Source organism: Mediterraneibacter butyricigenes (assembly GCF_003574295.1).
Classification (GTDB): domain Bacteria; phylum Bacillota; class Clostridia; order Lachnospirales; family Lachnospiraceae; genus Mediterraneibacter_A; species Mediterraneibacter_A butyricigenes.
The window spans coordinates 2,895,925-2,916,053 of sequence record NZ_BHGK01000001.1 but is presented as its reverse complement, the minus strand read 5'-3'; the positions used below and the strand labels follow the sequence as shown (position 1 = coordinate 2,916,053).

General features: G+C 45.2%; 21 protein-coding genes and 6 pseudogenes. 11 read left to right on the top strand and 16 right to left on the bottom strand.

Annotated features, from left to right (window positions below):
• The first annotated feature begins 269 nt into the window (after positions 1-269).
• From rplS (KGMB01110_RS14265) to lepB (KGMB01110_RS14250), 4 genes and pseudogenes are all read left to right on the top strand, one after another.
• Positions 270-562: pseudogene (gene rplS / locus KGMB01110_RS14265) on the top strand (50S ribosomal protein L19).
• 195 nt (positions 563-757) lie between these two features.
• A pseudogene (gene lepB, locus KGMB01110_RS15930) lies at positions 758-1,322 on the top strand (signal peptidase I).
• A 21-nt stretch (positions 1,323-1,343) separates the two neighbouring features.
• Positions 1,344-2,188, top strand: a pseudogene (gene ylqF / locus KGMB01110_RS15925) (ribosome biogenesis GTPase YlqF).
• A gap of 216 nt (positions 2,189-2,404) precedes the next feature.
• The gene (gene lepB / locus KGMB01110_RS14250; RefSeq protein WP_243112842.1) at positions 2,405-2,731 is read left to right on the top strand and encodes a signal peptidase I; all 327 of its coding nucleotides are present in this window, start codon (positions 2,405-2,407) and stop codon (positions 2,729-2,731) included.
• A 17-nt stretch (positions 2,732-2,748) separates the two neighbouring features.
• On the opposite strand, the pseudogene lepB (KGMB01110_RS14245) reads toward lepB (KGMB01110_RS14250), so the two are convergent.
• The 11 genes and pseudogenes from lepB (KGMB01110_RS14245) to KGMB01110_RS14195 form a co-directional block, all read right to left on the bottom strand.
• Positions 2,749-3,150 (bottom strand): annotated as a pseudogene (gene lepB, locus KGMB01110_RS14245) (signal peptidase I); the annotation flags it as partial.
• 120 nt (positions 3,151-3,270) lie between these two features.
• Positions 3,271-4,118, bottom strand: a pseudogene (ylqF, locus tag KGMB01110_RS15920) (ribosome biogenesis GTPase YlqF).
• 22 nt (positions 4,119-4,140) lie between these two features.
• Positions 4,141-4,847, bottom strand: a pseudogene (gene lepB, locus KGMB01110_RS14235) (signal peptidase I).
• Positions 4,848-4,874: 27 nt separating this feature from the next.
• Positions 4,875-5,222 carry a 50S ribosomal protein L19 gene (rplS, locus tag KGMB01110_RS14230; protein WP_117602347.1) on the bottom strand — a complete coding sequence of 116 codons (348 nt, stop codon included), beginning with the start codon at positions 5,220-5,222 and terminating at the stop codon, positions 4,875-4,877.
• Between the two features lie 90 nt (positions 5,223-5,312).
• A complete protein-coding gene (gene trmD, locus KGMB01110_RS14225; RefSeq protein WP_117888377.1) occupies positions 5,313-6,059 on the bottom strand; it encodes a tRNA (guanosine(37)-N1)-methyltransferase TrmD in 747 nt (248 codons plus the stop codon).
• 12 nt (positions 6,060-6,071) lie between these two features.
• A complete protein-coding gene (rimM, locus tag KGMB01110_RS14220) occupies positions 6,072-6,578 on the bottom strand; it encodes a ribosome maturation factor RimM (protein ID WP_119298998.1) in 507 nt (168 codons plus the stop codon).
• A gap of 90 nt (positions 6,579-6,668) precedes the next feature.
• Positions 6,669-6,899 carry a KH domain-containing protein gene (locus tag KGMB01110_RS14215; protein WP_117602350.1) on the bottom strand — a complete coding sequence of 77 codons (231 nt, stop codon included), beginning with the start codon at positions 6,897-6,899 and terminating at the stop codon, positions 6,669-6,671.
• 24 nt (positions 6,900-6,923) lie between these two features.
• Positions 6,924-7,169, bottom strand: coding sequence for a 30S ribosomal protein S16 (rpsP, locus tag KGMB01110_RS14210; RefSeq protein ID WP_117602351.1), 246 nt, complete (start codon positions 7,167-7,169; stop codon positions 6,924-6,926).
• A 43-nt stretch (positions 7,170-7,212) separates the two neighbouring features.
• Complete coding sequence (gene ffh / locus KGMB01110_RS14205; protein WP_119298996.1) at positions 7,213-8,553, bottom strand: signal recognition particle protein; 1,341 nt, start codon at positions 8,551-8,553, stop codon at positions 7,213-7,215.
• Between the two features lie 4 nt (positions 8,554-8,557).
• Entirely contained in the window at positions 8,558-8,902 is a 345-nt protein-coding gene (gene ylxM / locus KGMB01110_RS14200) for a YlxM family DNA-binding protein (protein WP_117602593.1), read from the bottom strand.
• Between the two features lie 68 nt (positions 8,903-8,970).
• Positions 8,971-9,849 carry a S8 family peptidase gene (locus KGMB01110_RS14195; RefSeq protein ID WP_117602353.1) on the bottom strand — a complete coding sequence of 293 codons (879 nt, stop codon included), beginning with the start codon at positions 9,847-9,849 and terminating at the stop codon, positions 8,971-8,973.
• 142 nt (positions 9,850-9,991) lie between these two features.
• Between KGMB01110_RS14195 and KGMB01110_RS14190 the strand changes: the two genes are divergently transcribed.
• Together KGMB01110_RS14190 and KGMB01110_RS14185 are read left to right on the top strand one after the other, a co-directional pair.
• On the top strand, positions 9,992-10,624 hold the full coding sequence (locus KGMB01110_RS14190; protein ID WP_158555670.1) for a DnaJ domain-containing protein: 633 nt from the start codon (positions 9,992-9,994) through the stop codon (positions 10,622-10,624).
• Positions 10,625-10,709: 85 nt separating this feature from the next.
• Entirely contained in the window at positions 10,710-10,934 is a 225-nt protein-coding gene (locus tag KGMB01110_RS14185; RefSeq protein ID WP_117602355.1) for a chorion class high-cysteine HCB protein 13, read from the top strand.
• A 265-nt stretch (positions 10,935-11,199) separates the two neighbouring features.
• Here KGMB01110_RS14185 and KGMB01110_RS15110 read toward each other — a convergent pair whose 3' ends face one another.
• Complete coding sequence (locus KGMB01110_RS15110; RefSeq protein ID WP_170141741.1) at positions 11,200-11,358, bottom strand: hypothetical protein; 159 nt, start codon at positions 11,356-11,358, stop codon at positions 11,200-11,202.
• 546 nt (positions 11,359-11,904) lie between these two features.
• On the opposite strand from KGMB01110_RS15110, the gene KGMB01110_RS14180 reads away from it, so the two are divergent.
• Both KGMB01110_RS14180 and truA read left to right on the top strand, forming a co-directional pair.
• Positions 11,905-12,189: a hypothetical protein gene (locus KGMB01110_RS14180; protein ID WP_117602356.1), complete on the top strand. Its 285-nt coding sequence runs from the start codon at positions 11,905-11,907 to the stop codon at positions 12,187-12,189.
• Positions 12,190-12,283: 94 nt separating this feature from the next.
• Positions 12,284-13,018 carry a tRNA pseudouridine(38-40) synthase TruA gene (truA, locus tag KGMB01110_RS14175; RefSeq protein WP_117602357.1) on the top strand — a complete coding sequence of 245 codons (735 nt, stop codon included), beginning with the start codon at positions 12,284-12,286 and terminating at the stop codon, positions 13,016-13,018.
• Between the two features lie 11 nt (positions 13,019-13,029).
• On the opposite strand, the gene KGMB01110_RS14170 is transcribed toward truA, so the two are convergent.
• Positions 13,030-13,887 carry a patatin-like phospholipase family protein gene (locus tag KGMB01110_RS14170; protein ID WP_117602358.1) on the bottom strand — a complete coding sequence of 286 codons (858 nt, stop codon included), beginning with the start codon at positions 13,885-13,887 and terminating at the stop codon, positions 13,030-13,032.
• 153 nt (positions 13,888-14,040) lie between these two features.
• Here KGMB01110_RS14170 and KGMB01110_RS14165 point away from each other — a divergent pair, with 153 nt between their 5' ends.
• Positions 14,041-15,675: an ABC-F family ATP-binding cassette domain-containing protein gene (locus KGMB01110_RS14165; RefSeq protein ID WP_117602359.1), complete on the top strand. Its 1,635-nt coding sequence runs from the start codon at positions 14,041-14,043 to the stop codon at positions 15,673-15,675.
• Between the two features lies 1 nt (position 15,676).
• A complete protein-coding gene (locus KGMB01110_RS14160; RefSeq protein WP_119298994.1) occupies positions 15,677-16,156 on the top strand; it encodes an S-ribosylhomocysteine lyase in 480 nt (159 codons plus the stop codon).
• A gap of 275 nt (positions 16,157-16,431) precedes the next feature.
• Here KGMB01110_RS14160 and KGMB01110_RS14155 read toward each other — a convergent pair whose 3' ends face one another.
• From KGMB01110_RS14155 to KGMB01110_RS14145, 3 genes are read right to left on the bottom strand one after another with little or no spacing between them, the layout of a single operon-like run.
• Positions 16,432-16,998 carry a DUF5662 family protein gene (locus tag KGMB01110_RS14155; RefSeq protein WP_119298992.1) on the bottom strand — a complete coding sequence of 189 codons (567 nt, stop codon included), beginning with the start codon at positions 16,996-16,998 and terminating at the stop codon, positions 16,432-16,434.
• Between the two features lie 11 nt (positions 16,999-17,009).
• On the bottom strand, positions 17,010-18,683 hold the full coding sequence (locus tag KGMB01110_RS14150; RefSeq protein WP_119298990.1) for an alpha-amylase family glycosyl hydrolase: 1,674 nt from the start codon (positions 18,681-18,683) through the stop codon (positions 17,010-17,012).
• An 11-nt stretch (positions 18,684-18,694) separates the two neighbouring features.
• Positions 18,695-19,687, bottom strand: a complete 993-nt coding sequence (locus tag KGMB01110_RS14145) for a sugar ABC transporter substrate-binding protein (protein ID WP_119298987.1) — start codon at positions 19,685-19,687, stop codon at positions 18,695-18,697.
• Positions 19,688-19,840: 153 nt separating this feature from the next.
• Between KGMB01110_RS14145 and KGMB01110_RS14140 the strand changes: the two genes are divergently transcribed.
• Positions 19,841-20,128, top strand: a complete 288-nt coding sequence (locus KGMB01110_RS14140) for a DUF1292 domain-containing protein (protein WP_119298985.1) — start codon at positions 19,841-19,843, stop codon at positions 20,126-20,128.
• Position 20,129 lies beyond the last annotated feature (1 nt).

Here is a 20,129-nt window from a genome sequence, read left to right as displayed (position 1 = left end):
TGTCGGGGCATCACGCCAACATTGAAGTAATGGAGACTGAACTAAGTCACTGATCCGGACGGCAAAGAACAGACCGGATCTGCTGGAAAAAGCAGACTGACGGAGAATGATAAAAAAGTACTTGAAACCATATATAAAGTATGATTAGAATGAGCTAGTTGTGAGAAGAAGAGACGGTTTCTGTACTCAATTGTGAAGTATTAAGGAACGTCCAAATATGAAGGAGGTCGCACAATGAACGATATTATAAGAATATTGAAGCAGAGCAGATGAAAGAAAATGCTCCGGAATTTCACGTAGGTGATACGGTAAGAGTTCACGCAAAGATCCGTGAAGGTAACCGTGAAAGAATTCAGGTTTTGAAGGAACTGTCCTGAAACGTCAGGGTGGTGGAAACCGTGAGACATTTACAGTTCGTAAGAAATCCAATGGAATCGGTGTTGAGAAAACATGGCCGCTGCATTCTCCAAACGTTGAGAAGGTTGAAGTTGTTCGTCTGGGTAAAGTCAGAAGAGCAAAACTGAACTACTTAAGAGGGACGTATTTGGTTAGAAAGCTATAGGTTAAAGAAAAATAGTTAAAATAAGATTTACGTAAGGGCAAAGTACAGAGAGTGTATTTTGTCCCTTTTTCTAACATATCTGTTCTTTCTGGAGGAAAGAGAGGAAGGAAAGTTGGCAGCAAAACGACAAACGACATATAGAAGTCTACGAGACGACGAAAATTATTTTCAGGAAAGTTTACGCGCAAACTGAGGATGCCAGGGCAAAGACGCCGGAATCGCAGAGAAAAACATGAGATTCTGGTTGTGATGAACTGGGCCTGGCAGATTGCACTTGTCTGTCTGATCGCATTTGTACTGGTGGGTTCTGGGGACAGAGAGTCAGCAACATCGGCGACTCCATGAATCCGGTTCTGAAAAACGGAGATGTGGTACTGGTGGACCGGATCCTTTATAATGCCAGCAGGCCGAAACGTGGAGATGTGATTGTATTTCGCCCGAACGGAATGAGAACTCCAATTATTCGATCAAGCGGATCGTAGGGCTTCCGGGTGAGACGGTACAGATCAAAGACGGATATGTGTATATTAACGGAAAAGAACTGGAAGAGGAAAAAACGGCATCCAAAATCGAATCCGCGGGGATCGCAGAAGAAGAGGTAACCCTTGCCGGAGACGAATACTTTGTGCTGGGAGATAACAGGTCAGCCAGTATGGACAGCCGTGATGCGGATATTGGCAATGTAAAACGTTCGGAAATATATGGAAAAGCCTGGATCAGAGTCAGTCCGATCTCGCGTTTCGGGTTTTTGAAAAAGTGAGAGAAGAACAGGAGGTAAATGATGCATTTTCAGTGGTACCCAGGGCATATGACAAAGGCCAGGAGAATGATGCAGGAAAATATCAAGCTGATCGATCTGGTAATTGAGCTGGTGGATGCGAGAATTCCGCTCACTCAGCAGCGGAATCCGGATATTGATGAGCTTGGGAAAAATAAAGCCAGACTTGTGCTGCTTAACAAGGCAGATCTGGCAGAAGAGAAATATAATGACGCATGGGCTCAGTATTTTCAGGAAAAGGGTTATCATGTGGTAAAGGTCAATTCAAGAAAGGAACCGGGATCAAATCCATTCAGGGTGTGATCGCAGAAGCCTGCAAAGAGAAGATCGAAAGAGACCGGAAACGGGGAATTTTAAATCGACCGGTCCGTGCGATGGTGGTGGGAATCCCGATGTAGGAAAGTCTACTTTTATTAATTCCCTTGCAGGAAAAGCCTGCGCAAAAACGGGAATAAGCCGGGTGTGACCAAAGGGAAACAGTGGATCCGTCTGAATAAAAACGTAGAGCTTCTGGATACTCCGGGAATCTTATGGCCGAAATTTGAAGACCAGCAGGTAGGGCTTCGTCTGGCCCTGATCGGATCGATCAAAGATGAGATCCTTCAGGCGGAAGAACTTGCCGCAGAACTGATCCATTTTCTGAAAGAATCTTATCCGGAATTCTGGAGAAGAAATATGAGATCGAAGTGGTGGAAAATGATTATCAGTGTCTGGAAAACATCGCAGAGAGCAGACATTGTCTGGTGTCAGGAAATAAACTGGATCTGGAAAAGGCGGCCAGACTGTTGCTGGATGATTTCAGAAACGGAAGACTGGGACGGATCACCCTGGAATTTCCGGAAAATTAATCCGGAAGTTCATAAAACACGTGAATTAAGAAGTGACACCGGAAAATCCGTGAAATCCGGATCCAGAAGTTGGAGGAAAATCTGTGAGAAATAGCGAGGACAGAAGTATAGTAAGAGAAATGTTGGGCTGGCTGATATATATCCTGATCATTATCGGCCTGACTATCTGATCATCAATTTGTAGGCCAGAGAACCCGCGGTCAGCGAGGATCTTCGATGGAGACGACCCTGTCAGACGGGGACAATTTGATCGTGGATAAGATTTCCTATCGATTCAGAGATCCAAAGAGATACGATATTATCGTGTTCCCTTATGCCTATGAAAGAATACATATTTTATCAAGATATTATCGGATTGCCTGGAGAGACGGTACAGGTAAAAAGAGATACGTCTATATCAATGGCGAACAATGGATGAAACATTACGGAAATGAATTGATGGATGATCCGGGAATTGCCGAAGAACCGATCCAGCTTGGCGAGAATGAATATTTTGTGTTGGGAGACAACAGAAACCACAGTCAGGACAGGTCCGTGCGGTGACGGTTCGGTTGTGCCTGACTGTGGTTTCTGTTGTCTCCCAACACAAAATATCATTCCGCCAAGCTGGATCGTTCTCGGCAATTCCGGATTCATCCATCAATTCATTTCCGTAATGTTCATCCAGTTGTTCGCCATTGATATAGACGTATCCATCTTTTGACGTCTGTACCTCTCTCCAGGCAATCCGATAATTCTCTTGATAAAATATGTATTCTTTTCATAGGCATAAGGAACACGATAATATCGTATCTCTTTGGATCTCTGAATCGATAGGAAATCTTATCCACGATCAAATTGTCCCCGTCTGACAGGGTCGTCTCCATCGAAGATCCGCTGACGCGGGTTCTCTGGCCTACAAATGTGATGATCAGATAGGTCAGGCCGATAATGATCAGGATATATATCAGCCAGCCCAACATTTTCTCTTACTATACTTCTGTCCTCGCTATTTCTCACAGATTTTCCTCCAACTTCTGGATCCGGATTTCACGGATTTTCCGGTGTCACTTCTTAATTCACCGTTTTTATGAACTTCCGGATTAATTTTCCGGAAATTCCAGGGTGATCCGTCCCAGTCTTCCGTTTCTGAAATCATCCAGCAACAGTCTGGCGCCTTTTCCAGATCCAGTTTATTTCCTGACACCAGACAATGTCTGTCTCTCTGGATGTTTTCCAGACACTGATAATCATTTTCCACCACTTCGATCTCATATTTCTTCTCCAGAATTCCCGGATAAGATTCTTTCAGAAAATGGATCAGTTCTGCGGCAAGTTCTTCCGCCTGAAGGATCTCATCTTTGATCGATCCGATCAGGGCCAGACGAAGCCCTACCTGCTGGTCTTCAAATTTCGGCCATAAGATTCCCGGAGTATCCAGAAGCTCTACGTTTTTATTCAGACGGATCCACTGTTTCCCTTTGGTCACACCCGGCTTATTCCCGGTTTTTGCGCAGGCTTTTCCTGCAAGGGAATTAATAAAGTAGACTTTCCTACATTCGGGATTCCCACCACCATCGCACGGACCGGTCGATTAAAATTCCCCGTTTCCGGTCTCTTTCGATCTTCTCTTTGCAGGCTTCTGCGATCACACCCTGAATGGATTTGATCCCGGGTTCCTTTCTTGGAATTGACCTTTACCACATGATAACCCTTTTCCTGAAAATACTGAGCCATGCGTCATTATATTTCTCTTCTGCCAGATCTGCCTTGTTAAGCAGCACAAGTCTGGCTTTATTTTTCCCAAGCTCATCAATATCCGGATTCACGGCTGCTGAGCGGAATTCTCGCATCCACCAGCTCAATTACCAGATCGATCAGCTTGATATTTTCCTGCATCATTCTCCTGGCGTTTGTCCATATGCCTTTGCCGGTACCACTGAAAATGCATCAATTTACCTCCTGTTCTTCTCTCACTTTTTCAAAAACCCGAAACGCGAGATCGGACTGACTCTGATCCAGGCTTTTTCCATATATTTCCGAACGTTTTACATTGCCAATATCCGCATCACGGCTGTCCATACTGGCTGACCTGTTATCTCCAGCACAAAGTATTCGTCTCCGGCAAGGGTTACCTCTTCTTCTGCGATCCCCGCGGATTCGATTTTGGATGCCGTTTTTCCTCTTCCAGTTCTTTTCCGTTAATATACACATATCCGTCTTTGATCTGTACCGTCTCACCCGGAAGCCCTACGATCCGCTTGATCGAATAATTGGAGTTCTCATTCCCGTTCGGGCGAAATACAATCACATCTCCACGTTTCGGCCTGCTGGCATTATAAAGGATCCGGTCCACCAGTACCACATCTCCGTTTTTCAGAACCGGATTCATGGAGTCGCCGATGTTGCTGACTCTCTGTCCCCAGAACCACACCAGTACAAATGCGATCAGACAGACAAGTGCAATCTGCCAGGCCCAGTTCAATACAACCAGAATCTCATGTTTTTCTCTGCGATTCCGGCGTCTTTGCCCTGGCATCCTCAGTTTGCGCGTAAACTTTCCTGAAAATAATTTTCGTCGTCTCGTAGACTTTCTGTATCGTTGTCGTTTTGCTGCCAACTTTCCTTCCTCTCTTTCTCCAGAAAGAACAGATATGTTAGAAAAAGGGACAAAATACACTCTCTGTACTTGTCCCTTACGTAAATCTTATTTTACTAATTCTTTAACCTTAGCTTTCTTACCAATACGTCCTCTTAAGTAGTTCAGTTTTGCTCTTCTGACTTTACCCAGACGAACAACTTCAACCTTCTCAACGTTTGGAGAATGCAGCGGCCATGTTTTCTCAACACCGATTCCATTGGAGTTCTTACGAACTGTAAATGTCTCACGGTTTCCACCACCCTGACGTTTCAGGACAGTTCCTTCAAAAACCTGAATTCTTTCACGGTTACCTTCACGGATCTTTGCGTGAACTCTTACCGTATCACCTACGTGAAATTCCGGAGCATTTTCTTTCATCTGCTCTGCTTCAATATTCTTAATAATATCGTTCATTGTGCGACCTCCTTCATATTTGGACGTTCTTAATACTTCACAATTGAGTAACAGAGGACCGTCTCTTCTTCTCACAACTAGCTCATTCTATCATACTTTATATATGGTTTCAAGTACTTTTTTATCATTCTCCGTCAGTTCTGCTTTTTCCAGCAGATCCGGTCTGTTCTTTGCCGTCCGGATCAGTGACTGTTCATGTCTCCATTTTTCAATGTTGGCGTGATGCCCCGACATCAGAACCTCCGGCACTTTTTTCCCGTGCCATTCTTCCGGTCTGGAATACTGCGGATATTCCAGCAGATTATCCTGAAAAGAATCAAATTCTGCCGAAACGTCATTGTGCAGGACTCCCGGAATCAGTCTGGAGATCGTATCGATCATCACCATAGCCGGAAGTTCTCCTCCCGTCAGCACATAATCTCCGATCGATACATAATCTGTTACGATTTCTTCCAGGACTCTCTCATCGATTCCTTCATAATGTCCACAAAGCAGGATCACATCCTCTTCCTTCGCATAGTCCTCTGCCATTTCCTGAGAAAATGTTCCGCCCTGCGGGGAAAGATATACCACTCTCGGCTGTGCCTCCGGGTTTTCTGATTTGATTTTTTCCAGAACTGCACTGTAAGCCTGATACACAGGTTCTGCCTGCATCAGCATGCCGGCTCCGCCGCCATAAGGATAATCATCCACACTCTGATGCTTGTTAAATGCATAGTCCCGGATATTGACCGCTTCAATCTTCAGATATCCGTTTTTCATGGCCCGTCCAATGATACTGTCTGTCAGGCCATTCATTACCATATCTGGAAATAATGTCAGAATATAAAAATGCATGTTCCTTTTCTCCTAATCCAACAATCCGTCCAACAAACGGACTTCCATTTTTCGCTCCTCCGTGTCTACTGACAGGATACAGTCGTGGATCGCCGGCAGCAGTACTTCCCCATGTTTCTCACTCTCAATCACATAGACTTCATTTGCTCCGGTCTCCATTACATCCTTCAAATGGCCAAAATATTCTCCGTCTGCATAGACTTCCATCCCCAGAAGATCCGCAATAAAATATTCATCTTCCTGAAGATCTACCGCTTCTTCCCGATCGACCAGAAGCGCACACTGCCTGTACTTTTCAATCTCGTTGATATTGTCGATCCCTTTGAATTTGACAATCACCAGGTTCTTGAAAAAACGGGCACCCGCAACTTCCAGCGGCATTTTTTCTCTTCCTGTATCCAGAAAAACTTTTTTTAATTTTTTAAATCTCTGCGGATCATCGGTCGTCGGAAATACCTTAACTTCCCCGCGGATTCCATGGGTGGACGTAATGACGCCAACCTGTAAATACTGTTCCATGCTTTTATCCTCTCTCCTGGCCAGGTTTTTGAAAACGGTATGGTAAGGAAACGGGCGAAAAGCATGCTTTCCGCCCGTCTGTAATACCTCTTACTGTGTGATATCAACGATCACTCGTTTGTTTTCTTTTGCTGCGGCTGCTTTCACAACTGCACGGATTGATTTGGCGATACGGCCCTGTTTTCCAATGACCTTTCCCATATCTCCGTCCGCCACATGCAGCTCCAACACAGTATTTCTGCCTTCCTGACGTTCTGTAACAGATACGCCCTCCGGCTCGTCAACCAACGCTTTTGCGATGACCTCTACTAATTCTTTCATGAGCATACCTCCGAGAGCAGCCTATTATTTCTCAATACCTGCCATCTTGAAAATCTTACCAACAACTTCTGTCGGCTGTGCTCCGTTGTTGAGCCATTTCTTAGCTGCTTCTTCGTCTACTTTGAATACGCTCGGATCCTGTGTCGGATCATAAGTTCCGATTTCCTCGATGAACTTACCGTCTCTTGGGGCTCTTCCGTCAGCTACTACAATTCTATAAAAAGGAGCTTTCTTCTGTCCCATTCTTCTTAATCTGATCTTTACTGCCATTTCATTCACCTCTTCATCTTTCTTTAAAATACTTGTTCATTTATTAAAAAGGAAATTTCATTCTTCCCTTTTTACCACCCATCATTCCCGGAAGCTTCTTCATCATCTTACGGGTCTCGTTAAAACGCTTGACCATACTGTTTACTTCCGAGATATCCACTCCGGCTCCTTTGGCGATTCGATGCCGTCTGGAGGGATTTAAAAGATCCGGATTGGCTCTTTCTTCTTCTGTCATGGAAAAAATGATTGCTTCCATGCGAGCCATTCTCTTTTCGCCTTCTTCTGCATCTACTCCCTGGTTCTTCATCTGATTCATCCCCGGGATCATGTTCATCAGGCTTGCAAGGCCGCCCATCTTCTTCATCTGTTTGACGCTTTCCAGATAATCATTGTAGTCAAACTGGGCTTTCTTCATCTTCTGGGCCATCTCTCTGGCTTTTGTCTCGTCCATCTCCTGACCGGCTTTCTCGATCAAGGTCAGAACATCTCCCATTCCAAGGATTCTGGAAGCCATACGATCCGGATAAAACTGTTCCAGATCCGAGAGTTTTTCTCCCATACCTGCGTAAAGGATCGGACAGCCTGTCACTGCTTTGATGGACAGTGCCGCACCGCCTCTGGTATCACCATCCAGCTTTGTGATGATCACACCGTCGATTCCGATCTTTTCTTGGAAACTGGATGCCACATTGACTGCATCCTGTCCTGTCATGGCATCGACAACCAGGATTGTCTGATGCACTTCGACTGTATCTTTAATCTCCTGAAGCTCTGCCATCATCTCTTCATCTACATGAAGTCGTCCGGCGGTATCCAGGATTATCACATTGTTATGATTCTTTGCCGCATGTTCCAGCGCGGCTTTTGCGATGTTGGCCGGTTTGTGGTTCTCTCCCATGGAGAAGACCTCTACTCCCTGCTTTTCTCCGTTGACCTGCAACTGTTTGATTGCTGCGGGACGGTATACATCACAGGCAACCAGCAACGGCTTCTTACCCTTTAATTTGAACTTTCCTGCCAGCTTTGCGGTGGTAGTCGTCTTACCGGCTCCCTGAAGACCTGCCATCATGATTACCGTAATCGCACTTCCCGGCTGGAATTTGATCTCGGTCGTCTCAGAACCCATCAGGGCGATCAGCTCTTCGTTTACAATCTTGATCACCATCTGCCCCGGATTCAGTCCGTTCATCACGTCCTGACCGATGGCACGTTCTTCCACGCCTTTGATAAATTTCTTAACCACACGGAAGTTTACATCGGCCTCCAAAAGCGCCATCTTTACTTCCTTCATTGCAGCCTTTACGTCAGCCTCTGTCAGTCTTCCTTTGCTGCGCAGATTTTTGAATACATTTTGAAGTTTTTCACTTAAACTGTCAAATGCCATATGCCTATAACTCCTCGATTATCTCATCCGCAATCTTTCTTATCTTCGCGATCGCCGGATCTTCTGGACTGGTTTCTGATGTAAGGAGCAGTTCATCAATCCTGTGAACCTTTTCCTTCACGGACAGGAATTTCTGCACCAGATGCAGCTTTTCCTCGTATCCTTCCAATGTTTTATTACAGCGCTTGATCAGATCATGTACGCCCTGTCTGCTGATTCCCTTTTCCTGAGCGATCTCACCCAGAGAATAATCATCCAAGACAAACAGTTCATAGATCTCTTTCTGATGTTCTGTCAGAAGTTCTCCATAAAAATCATATAACATGGCCTGCTCATAACGTTCATCCATCTTCATTTCTTATCACCTGTGCTATCATATCTTACTTCTTCTCTTCTGTCAAGTATTTTTTCTTGACATCAAGTAAATTTTCTTGACAGGAGTAGATTTGTCACATCCAGAGCACCGTAACCGTCTTTCTGTCTTAAATTCTGCCGGCATTCCCGAAGTCTTAATTTCATTTCCACATTTCCGATTTCCGGCTGTTTCTGAAGTAAAAGCGCCGCCGCACCCGCAACCACCGGAGTCGCCATGGAGGTCCCGCTCTTTTTTACATAGGCTGACGGCTGAAACGGGTAAAATCCATTACAGGAAAGAATCTGGATCCCCGGTGCACACAGATCCGGTTTCACCACACATTCTTGTGTAGGACCCTGTCCGGAGTGCACCCCATTCTCCATCGCTCCTACTGTAATCACCTTTTTGCTGGAACCGGGTACACAAACAGTCCCTTTCTCCGGTCCTTCATTTCCCGCAGACACGACCACAACCATCCCCTGATCCCACAGTTCTTCCACTCCTGCGATCATGGCAAGCTCTGTTTTTTCCTCCCGCGCAGGCATCCCGACCGAAAGATTCACTATCCGGATCCCATATCTTTTTCTCTGGTACACCAGCCAGTCTACCGCCTTCAAAAAAGTACTTACCGTTCCTCTTCCGTTCTGATCCAGGATTTTCAACACACACAGAGAAGCTCCAGGAGCCATCCCTTTATTCTGTCCCCGGGAGACAATCCCTTCCCCCGACAGAATCCCTGCCACATGTGTCCCATGTGAGCTGTCATCATAAGGCACTTCTTTCTCTGCCACAAAATCCTTCCAGGCAGTGATCCTGTGTTTCAGATCCGGATGCAGACTGATCCCCGTATCCAGCACTGCGATTCCCACACCTTTTCCGTTACATCCTTTATATATAGTATCTTCGCAATAATAGCGAACCTTTCTTTTTACTTTTTCCATTCCACTGCTCCTCATTTATTCTGCATATAATAGTCTATTCCAGCCGCTCTAAAAAGGGAATTTCTATTGATTTCTGACTTTATTTAGCGTATATTATTTCTGTATTCCAATACCACATTTTCAGGGGAGGAGCATGTGGATTATGAATTATTATGAAATATTAGGGGTTTCACGTCACGCTACCTTAAAAGAGCTGACAGACGCCAAAAACCTTCTGGCGAAAAAATACCATCCGGACGTCACACAAAAGTCCGGTATCGATACAACCGAAAAGATGCAGGAGATTCTGGAAGCTTATACACTTCTTTCTGATCCGGAATCCCGGAAAGAATATGACCAGGTTACTTTCGGAGTCCAGCGAATCTATCAGACCTTCGATCTGCATCAGATGAAAGACGCTTCCGGTGAAGACTGTTATCCTACGTTTCTGACATATTGGAAAGCTGCCGAACGGTTAAATGATCTGATCACGGAAAGTCTTCCTCTATACGGCAAACGTCAATATCGTTCTGTCCTAGACCGTCTTTCCAAAGAAGCCTATGACTGTACACAGACTTTAAAAAATGCGGAGATCCCAGAGAAATACTGGCACCCGGAATCCATGAACTGGCTGCTTTATACCTGGAATAAGAACCGTAATTTCAACACAGCCTACCTGTTAAAGTTATACGATAATCATATAAAACATAAAAAAAATGGTGCTGCCCGTCTTGTCATTTATTCCAGACAGCGCAACTATCAGAGACAGGTCCGCCGTCTGATCCGACGTTCCTGATCATTCAAAGCTTCCGGTTTTTTGCACACTTTATGCCGACCGACATATTATGTAGTGTAAAACAAACAACACGGAGGCTTCTTTTATGAGCGATTTAAGTGCTACAAACTGTGGTTGCGGATGTGATTCCGGCGTAAGTACACTGGGCGGAAATAATTCCTGTCTGTGGATCATCCTTCTTCTGATCTGCTGTGGCGGTCTGGGACGCAACGGAGACGGTTGCGGATGTGGCTGTGGCGACAACAGTTGTATCTGGATCATCCTTCTTCTGCTTTGCTGTGGCGGTTGCGGAGACGGCTGCTGCTTCTGAAACAGGCAGATCTTTTTACCGAGCTGACATGATTACGGGGCATGGATCACTTCCACGCCCCGTTTTATTTCTGTTCCAGATTCACCTTCCGGCAGATTCTTCTTCTGCAAAAGGAATGCATAAGGGAACATCCGAAGCCCCAGTACTTTCTGAGAGCGAGCGTGAACGCCGCTCGAATGCATCTCTATGGGGCGAAGGCAAGCGCAAGCGGTTCCCGTTGCAACCTTTTGCGGGAGAATGATAGTTTTTATCAACACTTTTTGTCCTATAACTCTTGTTCTTTCTGCTCCCTTTGCCTGTTGTTCTCTTCTCTTCTTCCCTCTTCAGTTCGACTGTCCGAATGTTTCTTCGCCTTTTTCTGCAACATACAGTCTTCATCTAATTCATACACACTGTTTCCGTCGATTACCAGTCTTCGTTTCAATTTTCCGACTTCTGCTCCTTCTTTTTATTTTTCCGTTATGATACTTATCATATTATATAATATGTCATAATGCTTCCGGTTTCCTCATATTCTTTAGAGAAAAACTGCAGATTTCAGAGGGACATATGGAACGCGATCAGGATCAGTGCAAACCCTTTTCAGCTTTCGATGAAAAAATCATTCCGGAAAGTCTCCGGTTCTTCAAATGCTGCCTGTCGGTTTTTCCCGTTTCCATGCGTCCTGTGATGGCCATTCTGATCAAATTTCTGGAATTAAAACTGACCATCGATTATTTTCATTCCCATCCCCGGACAGATCCCCTCTTTCAGGATAAAGATGTTTCTCTGGATTCCATTCTCTCCTCCCTGAACCCTGATCTGAAGGAGGAAATGGATCTGTTGCAAAGCATGATGCAAATGATGCAGATGTCTCAGGCTGACGGAACTTCCGGTTCCGGCAATCCCCCTGACTTTTTTAAGGATTTGTTCTCTTCTTCCATGCCAGATGCATATGATAATACGGAAAACCTTTCCAAGGAGGTCAACGATGGAAGATTGGATGAAACATCCGGAATTTTCAAACCTTTCCCCGATCAAACAGGAACTTCTGCTTCAGGCTTATCAGAAAACCAGGGGGAAGACAGGCAAAAATCTGGCTCCGGCACTGATGGGACTGATCGTGAATGCCAATAAGCAGGGCATTCGTTTTTCTCAGAAGGAATTTACTCTGATCATGGATTTATTTAAGGAAGGAAAATCCCCGGAAGAGATTGCCTCGATTGATCAGACCATCTCCGCCGTAAGCACACTTTTGCTGCGAAAGAAAAAATAGAAACGGAAAAATAAAATCCCTTTCCTTTACACCGCCGGTGGACTGCGTTATAATTTTTTTAATCATACACAACGGAAAATGAGGGTTTAAAAAGATGCGAAATATAAAATTAATCATAGAATACGACGGAACAAGATATCAGGGATGGCAGCAGCCGGGAAAGGATGATTCCCCCAATACCATTCTCGGACGAATCACATCCGTATTAAAGAAAATGACGATGGAAGAACTGACCGTTTACAGCGGACTCCGCACCGAAACAGGAGTACACGCCTTTTGTCAGACCATCAACTTTAAAACCAACGGCAATTTTTCTGCCGATTCTTTCAAACACTATCTGAATAAATATCTGCCCATGGATATCGCTGTGGTAGACGCCTGCGAAGTTCCGGAACGTTTCCACGCCAGTCTGTCTGCAAAGAGCCGTACTTATCTCTATCAGCTGGTGCCCGGCGATGTTCCCAGCGTTTTCCAGCGCAAATATTCCTGGCACTCTTTTCTCCCCATCGATGCAGACCGGATCCGTCTGGCAGCCCCTCTTCTCTGCGGACGCCATGACTATGCCTGCTTTTCCAATGGAAAGACCAAAAAATCCACCGTTCGGACCGTCTTTTCCATCGACGTAACCGAATCCGGCGGATTTTTATACATTTCCATTTGTGCCACAGATTTTCTTCACAATATGGCACGTTCTATGATCGGTACCCTGATCGATATCGGTACCGGCAAACGGGATCCCGAATGTATTCCTGCGATTTTTGCAGGGGAGCAGCGTTCCAGTGTTCCTTGTTCTCCGCAGGGCCTGATCCTGAAAGAAATCACATACTGATACGGATTTCTCTATTTTCCCAGATATTCCGTCATCTTGTCGAAGTCCCGTTCCATCAGATGATATCCATGCTCATAGAAGCCTTCCAGTACCTCGTATTTCTTTTCCATACGACCGATTGCTTCTTCCTCCGGGCGAAGAACATAGATCCTGCCTTTTTCTTCCAGCGCATGGATCTCATTTAAGGTTCGGTTGTAGATCTGGTTCCTTCTGAGGATCGCCCGAACCAGTTGCGGATAAGATTTATAGGCTCTGCGGTACAGATTTCCCAGAGCTTTGGACGGGATCTTCTTCCGGTATCCTGCATTTCTCGTCAGGATTACGATGATTTTTTCATTCTCTTTTTCCAATGCTCTTCGGATTGGGATAGAATCGGCAATTCCACCATCCAGATAAGGGATCTCATCCACATTTACGATGGGGGAAACCAACGGCATACTGGAGGACGCACGGCAGATTTTCATCAGTCTGTCGCCGTCTTCTTTTTCTGTCATGTATTCTGCCTGTCCCGTCAGACAATTCGTAGTCACAATCTCACAGTTGATCTCTGATTTAAAATATGTGTCAAAGTCAAAGGGAAAAATCTCCCTCGGATACGTATCGAAGATCATATTCATATCCATCAGGCTTCTCTCTTTGATGGTCTTCCGAATCCCATTATAAAAACTGTATTTCTTTTCCTTATGGATCATGCAGTCTCTGGTTCTTCCAATCTGTCTGGACACATAATCCACTGCATTGCAGGATCCGGCTGACACACCGATCACATCACTTACATAAAATTCCTTTTCCATCATGTAATCCAGCACTCCGGATGTAAAAACACCTCTGGTTGCTCCGCCTTCTAATACTAATGTTGCTTTTTCCATATACTGTCCCTCACTTTTGGTTTCGGTTTACATGTCTGGCTTTTATTATATAACGTTTTTCCTGATCAGAAAAGGTTTCCTTTACAAATACTTTTTCCTTCTGTATACTATTGCATTGGAAACAGAAACATTAGAAATTACGAGGTATTCTATATGATCAGTGCTAATAATGTCACACTTCGCGTTGGAAAACGCGCATTATTCGAAGATGTTAATATTAAATTTACAGAAGGGAACTGTTACGGAATGATCGGTGCCAACGGAGCCGGAAAATCTACCTTCTTAAAGATTCTTTCCGGACAGCTCGAACCCACACAGGGAGAAGTTGTCATCACTCCGGGAGAGCGACTTTCTTTCCTGCAACAGGATCATTTTAAATATGATGAATATCCGGTTCTGGATACCGTCATCATGGGAAATGCCCGTCTGTACGAAATTTCCAAAGAAAAAGAGGCCATTTACGCCAAAGAGGATTTTACAGATGAAGATGGAATCCGCGCCAGCGAGCTGGAAGCGGAATTTGCGACCTTAAACGGCTGGGAAGCTGAATCAGATGCAGCCACTCTTTTGAACGGTCTCGGAATCGAGACAGAACTTCACGACCATCTGATGAAGAGTCTGACCGGTGCAGAAAAAGTCAAAGTCCTGCTTGCACAGGCACTGTTCGGTAATCCGGATATTCTGCTTCTGGATGAGCCGACCAATCACCTGGATCTGGATGCCATTGCCTGGCTGGAAGAATTCCTGATCAACTTCGACAATACCGTCATCGTGGTATCCCATGACCGTTATTTCTTAAATAAGGTCTGTACACAAATTGCGGATATCGATTACGGAAAAATTCAGCTTTACGCCGGAAATTATGATTTCTGGTATGAATCCAGCCAGCTTCTGATCCGTCAGATGAAAGAAGCTAATAAGAAAAAGGAAGAAAAGATCAAAGAATTGCAGGAATTCATTTCCCGGTTCAGTGCCAACGCTTCCAAGTCCAAACAGGCAACCTCCAGAAAACGTGCCCTGGAAAAGATCCAGTTGGATGAGATCAAACCTTCCAGCCGTAAATATCCTTATATCGATTTCCGTCCAAACCGCGAGATCGGAAATGAAGTCTTAAGCGTGGAAGGCCTTTCCAAGACCATAGACGGTGAGAAAATTCTGGACAATCTGACTTTTACCTTAAACCGTGAAGACAAGGTTGCCTTTGTAGGCGGTAACGAGCTTGCTAAGACTGTTCTGTTTAAAATCCTGATTGGAGAAATGGAACCGGATGAGGGAACCTATAAATGGGGTGTTACGACTTCACAGGCATATTTCCCAAAGGATTTCGGCGGAGAATTTGACAATGACTACACCATCACAGAATGGCTGACTCAGTATTCCGAAAACAAAGATGTCACCTATGTCCGCGGATTTTTAGGCCGTATGCTTTTCTCCGGAGAAGATGGTGTCAAACGTCTGAAAGTCTTGTCCGGTGGTGAAAAGGTGCGCTGCCTTCTCTCCAAGATGATGATCTCCGGAGCCAACGTCCTGCTTCTGGACGAGCCGACCAACCACCTGGATATGGAATCCATTACCGCTTTGAACAACGGAATGATCAAATTCCCGGGCGTTCTGCTTTTCACTTCCCGGGATCATCAGATCGTTGAGACTACTGCCAACCGTATTATGGAAATCGTACCGGGCGGTAAGCTGATCGACAAGATCACAACCTACGATGAATATCTTGCAAGCGACGAGATGGCAAGAAAACGTCAGACATATTCCGTTCAGACTGAGGAGGAAGATTAATATGGAAAAGATCACAAGTTTTACCATTGACCATTTGCGTCTGGTTCCCGGCGTCTATGTTTCCAGAAAAGATCTGGCCGATACACAAACTGTTACCACCTTTGATCTGCGAATTACACGACCAAATGAAGAACCGGTGATGAACACCGCCGAAGTGCATACCATCGAACATCTAGGAGCAACCTTCCTGCGGAACCACCCGGAGTTCAAAAACCGTGTCCTCTACTTTGGACCCATGGGATGCCGAACCGGATTTTATCTTCTGCTTAGCGGAGATTACGAATCTGCTGATATTCTCCCATTGATAAAAGAAATGTTTCAGTTCATTTCAACCTTCGAGGGAGAAGTTCCAGGAGCTTCCGCAAAAGACTGCGGCAACTACCTGGACATGAACCTTCCGATGGCAAGATTTTATGCAAAAAAATACCTCCGGGAAGTCCTGGACGACCCGAAGGATTCTCAGTTGAATTATCCTGCTTAGGATTTTTATTATATTCCCCACAAAAGTTTGCAACGGGAACCGTTCGCACTTAGTCCTCGCCCAACGGAGCACTAACCTTCGAGCAGCGCAATGCTTGCTCTCAGGAAGTGCCGGGGCTCCGGATGTTCCCTTCTGCAATCCTTTTGTGGGGATTATTAATTTACAGGAATTCAGCAAGATAATTCATTGTTCTCATCTTTCAAAAAAGGTTGCAACTTGAGCCATCGCCGTTGCAACCTTTTTCTGGATTTATTGATTTTATTCACTGACTTTAATCAGGACTGATGCAATTTAAAGTCCTCTCCCTGCGGGAGCACTTCTTCTTTTACAAAACGTAACGTCTTTCTCTCTCCCTTTTCCGCCAACATCTTCAACAGATACTCCAGAAACTCTTCTGTCTCCGGATGCATCATGTAATGCCCCTTTCCTTTTGAAAAATAATCAAGAGGCGCATGGTCCGTATAACTTCTGCCCATATAATTTCTGCAGGCAGCGATCCGGTCTAAAAACATCTCGACCACATATCGGATGGGCATCTTCATTCCGGTCATCTCACCCTTTTGCAAGCCCAGACCATAATCGATCCAGTATTCATAATGATGCTTGTTTCTGCCTTTGTGATGAAGCCATGCAAGGGAGACTCCTGTCTCTTCCCTCTCTGCATTATTTGGACTTCTGGTACCCTGATAATATTTACATCCCACTTTGAACTCTGTGGGACTGTATTTGGAAAGATCATGAAGCAACCCCTGTTTATAGAGTCCGACTCTGAAACAGTATTTCATGACCAGTAATTTATGATGTGTAATCGTGCAAAAATGTCTGAACGCCTTTCCTTTCATTGATTCCTCCATTATCTGCTCACAAGCACCTGAATTGTTCTTGCTTTTATCACCAGTTCCCGTTGATTTTTCAGGACTTTCATTCTTTTCAGTACGCCTTTTTCTCCATCCACCGCCAGATACCAGGTTTTCTTTCCGGGAAGAACCGGCAGCGCAATGATATGATCCAGCCAGTGCATGTTATATGCCACATAACAGGCTTCCTGTTCCCCGTTTTCATTCTTCCTGCTGTACAGGACTCCGAGCAACCTGCTTGCCACATCGTTTGGTTCCATCCAGGCACTGGTCCCGTGATATGACAGATCCGGAAGTCCTGTCCGCTCTACATCTACTCTCAGAAGCGGACGATCCTGATGCAGGATTTCCCATTTCTTTCGAAATGCGATCAACGCCTTCACTTCTTCGTATAGTTCCGATCCCTTGTTCAGAGAATTCCAGTTCAACCAGGCGGTCGCATTGTCCTGACAATAGACGTTATTATTTCCTTTCTGGGAATTACCGAATTCATCTCCCGCAAGAATACAGGGAATCCCCTGTGCCAGCAACAACAGCGCAAATGCATTTCTTACCTGCTGCTTTCGAAGTGCGAGCACTGTCTCTTTTCTGGTCGGTCCTTCGGCACCGCAATTCCAACTGTAATTATAATCCGGTCCGTCCTGATTCTTCTCCCCGTTGGCCTCGTTATGTTTTTCTTCATAAGACACCAGATCCTGAAGCGTAAATCCCGTATGATCCGTAATATAGTTAAAGGCTCCCTCTGAACCGGCATGCCTTCTCAACTGCTCTTCCACAGAACCGATCATGCCTTCGTCCCCTTTCAGGAACCGGCGCATCACATTCTGGAACGTCTCATCTTTTCGATATAACTTTGCCCCCTGAAGCAACGGATCAGAAGCGACCTGTTCCCAGGGCAGCAGATACGGATTGATCAGAAATCCGTCCACATGATATTCTATTCGATAATACTCCAGACAATGAAGCATTTCACTGATCCGGATTCCCTCCGAAAACGGGAAAGAAAGGATCACTTCAATCCCCGACCTGTGACAGTCCAGGATCATTTGTTTCAGTTCGCCCGCTGCATCCTCATTGCCTGCATAGGAATGGTTCGGCGCAAAGAAATAGCCCGGTCCGTATCCCCAGTAATTCACCTTTTTGCCCTGAACCTTCTGAAATTCATAGACCGGCATACAGTGGATCTGATTGATCCCCAGATCTTTGAGATAAGGAATCTTCTCCCTCACCCCTGCAAAGGTTCCCTTCTGTCTGACTCTGGAAGACGGATGCTTCGTAAAGCCTCTGACATGAAGACTGTACGCAATCACCTGATGTTCCGGGATAGAAAGAGGACGATCCTCTTCCCAGGCAAAAGTCTGAGGCAGACCACACCGGAGAATCTCCTCCGTATCAGAAAACACGAGCCGTTTTGCATGTGGGTCCGGATAGGATACTCCATCTTTTTCATAAAGATATCCCAGATCTTCTGGTGCCTCTTCTATCCCCAGGCATCTCACCTCTCCGCAGAGAGGATCATAGGGCATTGAAAACCGTTTTGGATTTTTATATTGTTCAGAGTACAGAATCAGGTCACAGGAACTTTTTTCCGGTACCGCTACCGAAAAATTCACTCGATTTCCTGTGCGTGTCATCCCCAGAGGTCTGGGGCATCCCTGTACTCTTTTCATACATGCTCTCCTTACTGCCAGCCGTCTGTTCCGTACATCTTTACATTATCCTTATTGATAAAGAAGGTTGGCTCATATGTATTTTTCTCGTAATCTTCACCGTTCAAAATAGCAAGTCCCACTTTCACGGCATCTTTTCCTTCATTGATCGGCGACTGTGCTCCGGTTCCCGCAATTGCGGTATTGGATTTTGCCAGTTCTTTTTTCAGATCTGGAGAACCGTCCACTCCGTAGATCAGGATATCGTCTCTTTGAGCAACCCCAAGGGAAACCAGTGCCCCCAGCGCGGACTGATCATTCCCGCACATGACTGCGTCAATGTCTGAATACTGGGCCAGGATTTTCTCCATTGCCTGTCTGGACTGTTCCAGATCTCCTTTGGTGTCATATCTTGCGACAATCTCAAATCCTTTTCCGGCAATTGCCTCTTCAAATCCGGTAATACGTTCATTCACCGAGTTCATGGACGGGCTTTCCAGAATGACCACTTTTCCGCCATCCGGCTTCAGCTCGATCAGGTTTTCTCCGCAGACATAACCTGCGTTTTTATTGTCTGATCCCACATAAGCTGTGATGGATTCCACATCCTTGATCTGGGTATCAATATTGATAATCGGAATCTCCGCCTCATTCAGTGCATCAATCGCCGGCTGGATCGCTTCCCAGTCTACCGGACACAGGAACACCGCATCTACTCCGGCATCGATCATCTCCTGGATCTGTTGGATCTGCGTCTCTACATTCAGCGCAGGATCTCTTGTCATCAGAGAGCATCCCACTTTCTCCAGTTCCGTCTCGATAGACTTTTCCAGTGTATCATAATACGGATTCGACATATCGATACAAGTAAATCCAAAGGTATAATCATAAGATATTTCTTCCGTCTGATTCTCTTCATCTACAACCGCATTATCCTCAGAGGTTCCTACATTTTTCTTACATCCGGCCAGTAGAAACAGCGAAAACAATACCAAAAACAAGCTATACATCACTTTCTTTTTCATAAGATATCTCCATTTCAACTTCTCGATTCTGCTAAAACGTCCAAAACAGACATTCCCTTCATTATTCTACCTTGTTTCCCAATATTGTCAATAGTATTGCATTTTTTTCAAAGATTTGATAGAGTTAAAACATCAAGAAAACAGGAGGTTCCTATGAACGAAGAATCAATCACTGTGACCCTGACTCTGGACAATGATGAGACGCTGGAGTGCCTGGTCCTTACGATTTACGAAACCAATGGTCAGAAATATATTGCCCTTCTCCCCTTAGATGAAGAAGGAGACAACACAGACGGGGAAGTCTTCATCTACCGTTATCTGGAGTCTGAAGACGGCGAACCCGAGCTGGACAATATCTTAGATGATGAAGAATATGAGATCGCCGCAGATGCATTCGATGAGTGGCTGGACACTCAGGAATTTGACGAGATAAGTGAATAGA